Source organism: Marinilabiliales bacterium (assembly GCA_007695015.1).
Lineage (GTDB): Bacteria > Bacteroidota > Bacteroidia > Bacteroidales > PUMT01 > PXAP01.
Window position 1 is genome coordinate 36188 of the sequence record REEN01000019.1, and the last position, 11086, is coordinate 47273.

Annotated in this window: 7 protein-coding genes; 6 read left to right on the plus strand and 1 reads right to left on the minus strand. The window is 44.8% G+C overall.

What is annotated here, in order from left to right; all coding sequences use genetic code 11:
• The first annotated feature begins 279 nt into the window (after nt 1-279).
• Nucleotides 280-2133, plus strand: a complete 1854-nt coding sequence (locus EA408_00655; GenBank protein TVR75269.1) for a long-chain fatty acid--CoA ligase — start codon at nt 280-282, stop codon at nt 2131-2133.
• A 257-nt stretch (nt 2134-2390) separates the two neighbouring features.
• Here EA408_00655 and EA408_00660 read toward each other — a convergent pair whose 3' ends face one another.
• Nucleotides 2391-3842 (minus strand): sodium:solute symporter, encoded by a 1452-nt coding sequence (locus EA408_00660; GenBank protein ID TVR75270.1) that lies wholly within the window; start codon nt 3840-3842, stop codon nt 2391-2393.
• A gap of 149 nt (nt 3843-3991) precedes the next feature.
• Between EA408_00660 and recR the strand changes: the two genes are divergently transcribed.
• The 5 genes from recR to EA408_00685 form a co-directional block, all read left to right on the plus strand.
• Nucleotides 3992-4630, plus strand: a complete 639-nt coding sequence (gene recR / locus EA408_00665) for a recombination protein RecR (protein ID TVR75271.1) — start codon at nt 3992-3994, stop codon at nt 4628-4630.
• A gap of 26 nt (nt 4631-4656) precedes the next feature.
• Nucleotides 4657-5865, plus strand: coding sequence for a PLP-dependent aminotransferase family protein (locus tag EA408_00670; protein TVR75272.1), 1209 nt, complete (start codon nt 4657-4659; stop codon nt 5863-5865).
• A gap of 63 nt (nt 5866-5928) precedes the next feature.
• On the plus strand, nt 5929-7179 hold the full coding sequence (locus EA408_00675; protein ID TVR75273.1) for a glycosyltransferase: 1251 nt from the start codon (nt 5929-5931) through the stop codon (nt 7177-7179).
• Between the two features lie 52 nt (nt 7180-7231).
• Nucleotides 7232-8647, plus strand: coding sequence for a 2-oxo acid dehydrogenase subunit E2 (locus tag EA408_00680; protein TVR75274.1), 1416 nt, complete (start codon nt 7232-7234; stop codon nt 8645-8647).
• Nucleotides 8648-8846: 199 nt separating this feature from the next.
• The coding region (locus EA408_00685; GenBank protein ID TVR75275.1) for a hypothetical protein at nt 8847-11086 on the plus strand (2240 nt) is incomplete at its 3' end.

Below are 11086 nucleotides of genomic sequence, written 5' to 3' on the forward strand. Positions count from 1 at the left end.
AGAAAAGGTTTAATTAAATAATATCGTCTATTTCCTCTAAAAGTTAAAAACAGGCACAGGAAAAATATGTTCAAATATATCCAAAACAAATGGCAGTATAAAAAATGTCTGCCACGGTCGAAATATGGTCAAATTTATTGCAAGCACTTAAACCCTGGCAAACAAGTCATTGGCCGGCATAATACTGATTTTTCGAACCCACTTCTATTCCCGGTCGATTTTATTAAGACAAAATGCAATATATTTGATTAAACTCAATTATTCACTAATCATATCAACATGCAGGTAACCAGAACATTTGACATCTTAGACGCATTTAAGGAAAAGTGGCCCGATAAACAGGATGCTCTCGCCTCTAAAACATCAGGCGAATGGAGAAGATACTCCATTGCCGAGTATGCTGAACTGGCCAGGAATGTTTCATACGGACTTCTAAGCCTCGGCTTCAAAAAAGGTGACAAGATTGCCACGATATCCAATAACCGCCCCGAGTGGAACTTTGCCGACATGGGAATGTCAGCGGTTGGAGCCGTGCATGTGCCAATCTATCCCACAATCAGCGACGAAGAATTCAAATATATACTGACCCATTCGGATGCAAGAATGCTTATCGTATCCGACAAGTCACTTTACACAAGGCTGAAACCCATAGCTGACAGCATCCCTGAAATTGAAAAGTTTTATACATTCAATGAGGTGGAGGGGGCCCCAAACTTTTTGGAGCTGATTGAACTTGGCAAACAAAACGCTGACAAGTACCGTGATGAACTTGTTAAAGTCAAGGAAAGCATTGACCCCGGCGAATTGGTCTCGATAATTTATACATCCGGAACAACAGGGGTTTCGAAGGGGGTAATGCTGTCACATAATAACATTGTCAGTAATGTAAAGACCGTTGATCCCAGGTTCAATATTACCAGCGACTTCCGCGTACTCAGTTTTCTGCCTTTGTGTCACATATACGAAAGGATGGTGAATTATATTTACCAGTATAAAGGAGTCAGTATATACTATGCTGAAAGCATGGCAACAATTGCCGACAACCTGAGAGAGCTTAAAGTCAACCTGTTTGTTACGGTACCCAGATTGCTTGAAAGAGTATACGACAAAATTATCGGGAAAGGTAAAGATCTTAAGGGCATCAAGAAATCTCTCTTCTTCTGGGCGGTTTCACTCGGACTTAAATACCAGGACACAGGTAACAGCTGGTGGTACAATTTCCGTCTTAAAATTGCGCGCAAACTGATTTTCAGTAAGTGGCAGCAGGCCCTTGGCGGTAAAATAGAATTCATCATGACGGGTGGCGCGGCCATTCAGGTACGTCTTGCCCGTATATTCTGGGCTGCAGGCATCCCGGTCCTTGAAGGTTACGGACTGACAGAGACCTCTCCTGTTCTGGCTGTTAACTACTTTGAAGAACCTGGCAACGTCAGGTTTGGTACCGTCGGCCCACCGGTTGACAATACCGAGATCAGGATAGCGGAAGACGGTGAGATACTGGCTAAGGGTCCCGGAATAATGCTGGGTTATTACAAGGACCCCGACCAGACCGCACAGGCAATAGACAAGGATGGCTGGTTCCATACAGGCGACATAGGTGTTATGGAAGAGAACAAATTCCTGAAAATAACCGACAGGAAGAAAGAGATATTCAAAACATCCAGCGGTAAATACATAGCGCCCCAGGTAATTGAGAACAAAATTAAAGAATCCCTTTTCATAGATCAGGCCATGGTGGTTGGCGAAAATGAAAAATTTGTCTCGGCAATTATTGTTCCCAATTTTGAGTTCTTGCATAACTGGTGCTCAATACATAAGGTGAATTACCGCGATAATGAAGAGCTTATCAGGGTACCTGATGTCATGGCAAGATTCCAGCGAGAGATAACCGAGATTAATGCCAAACTCGGAGTAACAGAGCAGATAAAGAGATTCCGGCTGGTTCACGAGGAGTGGACACCAATCTCAGGGGAACTGAGTCCCACATTAAAACTCAGAAGAAATGTGGTCTATGAGAAATACGACCACCTCATGCAAGAAATATACGGACACAGCAGTACAAAGGATGAGGCTGAATTGCTGGAGAGGATGAAAAAAAAGGCGGGCACCAACTCGGTTAACAAGAAGCAGTAATTATCCGTCAGACCGCCTGAGGATTATAAATGTCGGCAATTTCGCCAACGAAACAGTCCGTATAAAGGCTGCCTCCCTGCAGGCTAAAAGGGAGGCGGCCTTCTTCTTTATACGAATGAAAGCCCCATGTGCTGACGCACACAAAATAACATGAACAAAGCATGGGGGTTCCATGGATTGAAAAGCAGATTATCCGAATCATGAATTTGTAACACATTGTGGAACAATTTGCTAACTATACTTTATACGAATGAAAATCACCCGGCAGACGGCCTTCTTAAAAGCCAGAGCCCGAAGAACATTATCAAGCCGTTTACCACCACAATCTCATACCCGAAACGGTACCCTGCAAAAAGTTGCTCCGACCGTGCATCAAGAAGCCATGTCAATGCCGGTGAGAGGATTGCCACAAGAGGCACCAGCCTGTCTCTTACCCTGATCTTTGTAAAGATCCCGAATGCATACAGTCCGAGAAGAGGCCCGTATGTATATCCTGCCAGGGTGAGGACAGCGCTTATTACACTCTGATCATTCAGGGCCCTGAAAACCATTATGAGCCCACCAAGAAGCAGCGCCATGAGGGCATGCACAAGTTTCCGGTTCCTTACAGAGGCTGGCCGGGTGACCCTTCCCCTTCCGAGGATATCGAGAATAAATGAGGTGGTCAATGCAGTAAGGGTGGAATCTGCACTCGAATAGGTAGCAGCAACCACCCCTACAATAAAAAACACCCCGATAAAAGATGGCAGATAACCCTGCGTAGCGATAACAGGGAAGATGTCATCGGCCCTATCAGGCAGCGGAATTCCTGTCTGTGTTGCAAATATGAGAAGCAAAGCTCCCAGACAAAGCAAAAGCAGTTTAACGGGAACCAGTGTGATGCTGAACCAATACATGTTTTTCCTGGCTTCCCTGATATTTTTACAGCTCAGGTTTTTTTGCATCATATCCTGGTCAAGCCCGGTCATAACAATTGCAATGAAAATACCTCCAACAAACTGCTTCAAAAAAAACCGGCCGTCTCTCCAGTCATCGAAATAAAAGACCCTTGACCAGTCACTTTCACCAATAACCCCGAAAACACCCCGGAGGCCAAGTCCGAGTTCCCCTGAGATAGTCCATACCGTAGCTCCTGCGGCAATGAGCATGAAAAGTGTCTGCAATGTATCTGTCCATATGATTGTCCCTATCCCGCCCCTGAATGTATAAAGCCATATAAAGAGAACAGTAACCAATACTGTCGCGTAAAAAGGGATCCCCCATGCATCAAAAACCGTTATCTGTAATACACCTGCCATCAGGAATACCCTTAACGAGGCCCCTACCAGCCGGGAAACCAGAAAGAACATTGCCCCGGTTTTATAAGAATAAAAACCAAATCTGTCTTCCAGGTAGGTGTAGATGGTTGTCAGATTCATCCGGTAATATAAAGGCATCAGCACATTAGCTATTATGTAGTAGCCAAAAACATACCCGAATACCATCTGCATGTATGAAAAACTGCTTTCGCCAACCCATCCCGGTATTGAAATGAAAGTAACCCCCGAAAGTGTGGCACCTATCATTCCGAAAGCGACCACAAACCAGGGAGATTGCCTGTTGCCGAGGTAGAATGCAGAATTTCCCTGATCCCTGCCTGTGATCCAGGAGATAACTATCAGAACAAGGAAATAAGCCAATACAATAGACAGTACAATAAAAGGTGACATCGCCATAAAATAATAATACGCCTAAAAAATCAGACTGCAAGAATAATTAAAAAATAATAAATGCAGTTATGCAACATCTGTTTGCAATCCTGAATAAAAGATTTATGTTTGTTAATGGAGCGAATAGGTATTAATTTTGTGACAAAAAAGTGAGTCCCGATAACTATCCATCAAAACTTCTTGAGGCGGCAACATCAGAGTTTGCCAGCCTGCCGGGTATTGGAAAAAAAACCGCTCTCAGGCTTGTTTTGCATCTGCTCAGACAGGATAAAGCTGATGTAGAAAGGTTCTCCGAATCAATACTAAAGCTAAGGAAAGAGATAAAGCATTGTTCCGGCTGCCACAATATTTCTGACACACATATATGCAGCATCTGTTCCGACAAAAACAGGGATCACAGCATAATATGTGTTGTTGAAAACATCAGGGATGTGATGTCGGTTGAGAATACAAGACAATATTCGGGAGTATATCATGTCCTTGGCGGAATAATCTCACCGATGGACGGCACAGGCCCCGGGGATCTCAATATCGGCACACTTGTAGAAAAAGCAGCAGGCGGCGGGATCAAAGAGGTCATACTTGCCCTCAGCACAACAATGGAAGGAGACACGACAAATTTTTATCTTTACAGGAAACTTAGCCGGTTCCCGGTTACAATATCAACTATTGCCCGGGGTGTATCCATAGGCGATGAACTTGAATACGCCGACGAGATCACCCTTGGACGTTCTATAATAAACAGAACCATATTTGAAGCATCCTTCAACAATAGAAAAGCACTTTAATCCCTCTCCACTTAATCCCCGCTAATATGGTAAGCGACCTGAATAAAGTATTCAACAGGCAGATCAGCTCACAAAAGAAATCAGCCATAAGGGAGGTACTTAAGCTCACACAAAGACCTGATATTATATCATTTGCCGGCGGACTCCCATCGCCGGAATCTTTCCCGGTAGAACACCTGAGGAAAATAGTCTGTGAACTTTTTGATTCAGACGATGCCAGTATGGCTCTTCAATACGGCACAACCGAGGGAGATAACAGGTTGAGGGAACTTCTTGTAGAAAGATACAGGGAGCAGGGACTTGACATAGGACTTGAAAACCTTATGATAACCACCGCCTCCCAGCAGGCCCTTGACCTGCTGCCAAAGATCTTTATTGACCCGGGAGACAAAATAATATGCGGACTGCCATCATATCTCGGAGGCATCAGTGCATTTGGTTTCTATGGTGCCAGGATGGAGGGTGTCAAGCTGGACAGCCATGGAATGAGGGCAGACATGCTGGAGGAGAAGCTTAAAAAAATGAAGGCCTTTGGAGAAAAACCAAAGTTCATCTATACAATACCCGATTTCCAGAACCCGGCAGGCATAACAATGCCTGAGTCCAGGAGAAATGAGATAATCGATATCGCCAGGATCTATGACGTCCTGATAGTTGAAGACAGCCCCTACAGGGAGCTACGGTTTGAAGGCGAACACCAGAAAATGATTTACGCACTTGACAATAGCGGCCAGGTCATTTCACTGGGAACCTTTTCGAAAATACTTGCTCCCGGGTTTCGTATAGGCTGGGTTATTGCTCACGAGACAATTATAGACAAGCTGGTAACAGCCAAACAGACTGCCGACCTTTGCACATCACCATTTGTGCAAAAGATAGCTGCAAGATATCTGGAAACCGGCATCTTTGACAGGCATATTGAGAAAATAAAAGATATGTACCGGGAAAAACGGGACACAATGCTTGAAGCTCTGAAAGAGCACATGCCGGAAGGTGTGTCATGGACTGAACCGGAGGGCGGTCTCTTTCTTTTTGTTACACTGCCTGCACATATGGATTCCGAAAAGCTCTTCATGCAGGCTATTGAAGAGAAAGTGGCTTTTGTCCTGGGACATGTTTTTTATTGTGACGGAAGCGGCCGGAATACTATGAGGCTGAACTTCTCATTTCCCTCAAAAGAGATGAATGTTGAAGGGATAAAGAGACTTGCAAGAGCCATAAGAAAGAACCTTTAGCTATGCTGACAACCTGCCTTTACAATACATTTAGTGCTAATTAAGATAACCCGGTCAGAAGGGATGAGACTTTCTGTGATCATCGTAAGCTACAACGTGAAAAACCTGCTGGAGGCCTGTCTCAGGTCGGTATTTGCTGCCGCTGAAGGATTGGAATCAGAGGTTTTTGTAGTTGACAATAATTCTGCCGATAATTCGGCAGGTATGGTTGCGGAGAAGTTCCCCCAGGTAAAGCTTATAGCCAATCAGACTAATTACGGATTCTCAAAAGCAAATAATCAGGCGCTGGAACAGGCAAGCGGTGAATATGTGCTGTTTCTGAATCCTGACACACTCGTAGAGCAGGACACATTACGAATATGTGTCGGTTTTATGGATGCAAAACCTTCAGCAGGGGCAATGGGTGTAAAAATGGTTGACGGGGCGGGCAGGTATCTTCCCGAATCAAAAAGGGCCGTTCCCACACCACTGGTTGCCTTCTACAAAATCAGCGGGCTCGCAGCCCTGTTCCCAAAATCTGAGAAATTTGGCAAATATTATTTCGGACATCTTGACAGGGACAAAACACACAGGATAGAGGTACTTACGGGCGCCTTCTTTTTTGCACGAAAAGAAGCTCTTGATAAAACCGGCTGGTTTGACGAATCATTCTTCATGTACGGTGAAGATATTGATCTCTCGTGCAGGCTTTTGAAAAACAATTATGAGATATATTATCATCCGGCAACAAAAATAGTTCACTATAAAGGAGAAAGTACCCGTAAATCCAGCATTAATTACGTACTGGTGTTTTACCGTGCAATGGCAATCTATGCCAAGAAGCATTTCAGGGCTCCGGGAACCTCGCTGCTTGTCATCCTGCTTTTTATTGCCATCTATTCGCGTGCCGGTCTGTCAATAATCAAAAGGGTTGCCGGTAAGCTAGCTATGCCACTGGCAGACTCTGCCTGCATTTATGCCGGGTACATTGTCATTGAACCCGGAATTCGTGAGCTTACCGGATCATGGGGTGCCGGTTATCCCGACGAAAACCCTCTAATACTTGTTCCTGCACTTATTATAATCTGGATAAGCTCAATAATGCTGTCGGGAGGTTATAAAAGTCCAGTCACAATTGGGGGAGGAATCAGGGGTATCTTTTATGGAAGTCTGGCTATCCTTCTTGTATATGCCATGCTCAACGCTGACTGGTACTTCAAGCTGGCTACCATTATCCCCCTGGCATTATGGGGCCTTGCAGGCACAATAATTGTAAGATCATTTGTCCATGCAGTTAACAAGCGGAAACAGAAGCACAGGTCATTTTTCCCCTGACCTTAAACAAATAAACACTATATGTGTTGAATAACCTGTAACATTAACGGTCATGGCAAATATTGAAATAGTTTTGCCCTCAATGGGTGAAGGGATAATAGAGGCTACAATAACCCGCTGGCTTGTTGCTGAGGGTGACCAGGTTGAAGAAGACCAACCTGTTGTTGAGATAGCAACCGACAAGGTTGATTCAGAACTACCCTCACCGGTATCCGGTGTTGTGTCCAAAATCCTTGCCGCTGAGGGTGCAAGCATTCAGATAGGCACCCCGGTTGCTATAATCGAAACAGAAACCGAACCCGGAAAAACAGATCCGGAAGATGTTAACAGGGAGGTTGAGAGAATACAGGAAACATCCGGGCCAAATGCATCAGACAGTAAAAAATTACCCGGCCGGGAATCTCCGTTAATACAGAAAACAGAACCGGGAAAGGAACAAACCAATTTACATCGGGGAGTCGTTCCGGGAAAAATTCCTCATCATACCAACTCAGGGAAATTTATTACTCCGCTGGTTCGAAGTATTGCAGAAAAGGAGAACCTGACACTGCAGGAACTTGACAAAATACCCGGCAATGTTGATTCAGGAAGAATAACCAGGAATGATCTGGTCAGGTATCTTGAGAAACGGGACAGTCAGATACCGGAACATGATGAAATAACCTCATCCGGAAAACCATCGGGAAATGACCCTGGAGAAACCTTTGAAGATAAAGTTCCTGAACCCGGACAACAAAAATCTGCACCACTCAATTCTGAAGGTGACCGCGTAATCGGGATGGACCGGGTAAGAAAGCTGATTGCAGAACATATGGTAACTTCAAAAAGGGTATCTCCGCATGTAACCTCTTTTATTGACGCTGATGTTACAGAACTGGTCCTTTGGAGGGAGGCCGTAAAGCAACGTTTTTTTGAAAGAGAAAATCAGAAAATCACCTTCACTCCCGTTTTCATAGAAGCAGTTGCCAGATCCCTTCGCGATTATCCAATGGTCAATGTATCTGTCGACGGTTCAGACATAATTGTTAAGAAAAATGTGAACATTGGAATGGCTGTTGCCCTGCCGGAAGGAAACCTGGTAGTACCGGTAATAAAAAACGCAGATGAGAAAAACCTGATAGGCCTTGTTAAGGCAGTAAACGATCTTGCCAGCAGGGCGCGAAACAGACAGCTCCATCCTTCAGAAATTTCAGGAGGCACATTCACCATAACAAATTTCGGCACCTTCGGGAACACCACGGGAACCCCAATAATTAACCAGCCCGAAGTCGCCATACTTGGTGCCGGAGTGATCAAAAAGAGGCCTGTAGTACTTGAGACCGAAAAAGGCGATGTAATAGCAATACGGCATATAATGACTCTTTCTCTCTCCTATGACCACAGGGTGGTTGACGGTGCGCTTGGGGGCATGTTTCTTGAAAGGGTTGCCCGGCACCTTGAGAATTTTGATATCAACAGGGATATCTGAAAAAATCCCGCCTCCACAAAATATGATATCTTACCAAATTTTTATTAAATTTGTTGAAGTTATAGTCTGATCTGTAAATCCGGTTATAAAATATGTGTATTTATATTTCCACTTAATTACAAAGAGAGACCATTATTTTTATAAGTTTTATGCTGCACACATGGCCAGTAGATTAACCACCCTGATTATAACCGGATTGATGATTACCGCCCAAGCCGGGGCACAGATTTATTCTCAACTCTACACCGGAAGACAGGAGATGTTCCTGGAGGCAGAGGCTTTCCACCTGTTTCAGGAGTACAATGAGGCATTGCCCCTGTACCTGGAATTGCTGAAGGAGGACCCGGATAATGCCTTCCTGAGCTACAGGGCTGGTTCATGTTATCTGAATATCCCGGGAGAAAAGGAAAGATCAATTGAATACCTGGAAAAGGCTGTTACAGCTATCGACAGCCGCGACAGAAGACCAACGTTCAGAACCAGGGAAGCGCCGCTTGACGCCATATTTCTGCTCGGACAGGCATACCATATTAACTACCAGTTTGAAAAAGCCCTGGAAATGTTCAATGATTTCAGGGAAAAACTCAATCCCTCGGTATACAATGCTGAGATTGTGGATGAACATATCCAGGCAACAAAAAATGCCATGGTGAGTGTCAAAAATCCAGTGTTTTTCCTTGAAGAAAATCTGGGTGAAAGAATCAATACAAGGTTCTCTGAAACAAACCCGGTCGTTTCAGGAGACAAAAGCGTCCTTGTCTTTACCCGTGAACTCCCCTTCTATGACGGGGTATTCTTTTCAGTTAAGGATGAGGAGGGCGAATGGTCATGGCCAATGGAGATCACACCGCAGATAGGCAGTGACGGCGACTGCTATCCTGTGGCTCTCTCCTATGACGGCAAGGAACTTTATTTTTACAAGTCAGACGATTATGTAGGGAATATTTATGTAAGCAATTATGCAAATGACCGGTGGAGCCCGATAAGGAAACTAAATGAAAACATAAACACCAGGTACTGGGAATCGCACGCCAGCATTTCAAAAGATGGTAGTACACTTTATTTTACCAGTAACCGTCCGGGCGGTTATGGCGGCCTCGACATATATTACTCTGAAAGAAAGCCTGGAGGGAACTGGGGTCCGGCAGTCAACCTGGGACCTGATATCAATACACCCTACAATGAGGACACCCCGTTCATTACCGAAGATAACAGCACTTTGTATTTCAGCTCATTAGGACACCACAATATAGGTGGTTACGATGTGTTCTACTCCGCACGGCTGGAAGACGGATCATGGTCCATACCCGTCAACGCCGGTTATGGTATCAGCACTCCTGATGATGACCTGTTCTTCAACCCGGTTAAGAACGGAATATATGCTTTCGTAGCCAAATTTGATGATGAAGGTTTTGGGGGCACAGATATATATATGTATGAGATATTTTCCGAAACCCACCCACGAAAATTCCAGCTTACAGGAATAATGGGAAGAAAAGACGGATTACAAACAGGTCCGGGAGCCAGAATAAGCATAGCAGACCGGAAAACAGGCGAAATTGTCCGTTCTGTCAGGCCACACCAGATTACAGGAGAATATGAAATAGAAATTGAAGCCGGCGAATGGGACCTGATCTTCAGTGAAGATGGGCATGAACTTTTGACACAACCACTCATCTTGCCAACAGAACATCCTGAATCAGAGATAACCGTTGACGCTTTGCTCGAGAGAACAGAGCCGGAAATACCCGGGATAGAACAGGTTATAACCGACAGCATCATAATCCCCGAGTATTTACTCCCTCCGGCAACCCTGGGTATTGAACAGCACCAGTACGATATAACAGACGAAGAAAGAGTAAGAATTGGCATGCGGCTTGAAAGGGGCACCCTCCTTGAGGTTGAAAAGTACCTTGATGGAGAGCTTATTGGAAAAGACACTCTCACTGTACAAAGGAGAAGGTTTAACTACGATTACGATCCGCTGCCCGGAGAGAACATACTCCGTTTTATATATACCGACCGTGATGGTAATGTGATTACAGAAGAGGTTGTAATAAATTATGATCCTCCGGTATTAATAGATGATCGCCTTTTGGAGAAAATATCACTGGAGGCTGAGAGACAGCAGCTGATCCATGACACTCCTGATGATTTTATCATTTCGATAATGCCTCAAGCATCCGATGAACTGAGAACATTCCTGGAGTACCTTCAGGCCGAAGACAAAGTACCCGGAACCATTGAGGAACTGCTCAGGATGATAACGGAAAGCGCGGAAGAATACGGGTACGATCCCGGTGAGGTCTTCGGAATAATGGCAATGCCGGCGCCCGAAACATTATACCCCGAACCCGCAGAGTTCATCAGGGCGATAATGCCCTACGCGTCAGATCAGCTCAGGGAATACCTGGAGTACCTCCAGCAGAACAACCTGGT

Excerpts from the sequence above, each read along its gene's own strand:
- EA408_00670 (TVR75272.1), top strand. The coding sequence starts at position 4,657 with ATGGTAAGCGACCTGAATAAAGTATTCAACAGGCAGATCAGCTCACAA.
- EA408_00655 (TVR75269.1), top strand. The coding sequence starts at position 280 with ATGCAGGTAACCAGAACATTTGACATCTTAGACGCATTTAAGGAAAAG.
- EA408_00660 (TVR75270.1), bottom strand. The coding sequence starts at position 3,842 with ATGTCACCTTTTATTGTACTGTCTATTGTATTGGCTTATTTCCTTGTT.
- EA408_00680 (TVR75274.1), top strand. The coding sequence starts at position 7,232 with ATGGCAAATATTGAAATAGTTTTGCCCTCAATGGGTGAAGGGATAATA.
- EA408_00675 (TVR75273.1), top strand. The coding sequence starts at position 5,929 with ATGAGACTTTCTGTGATCATCGTAAGCTACAACGTGAAAAACCTGCTG.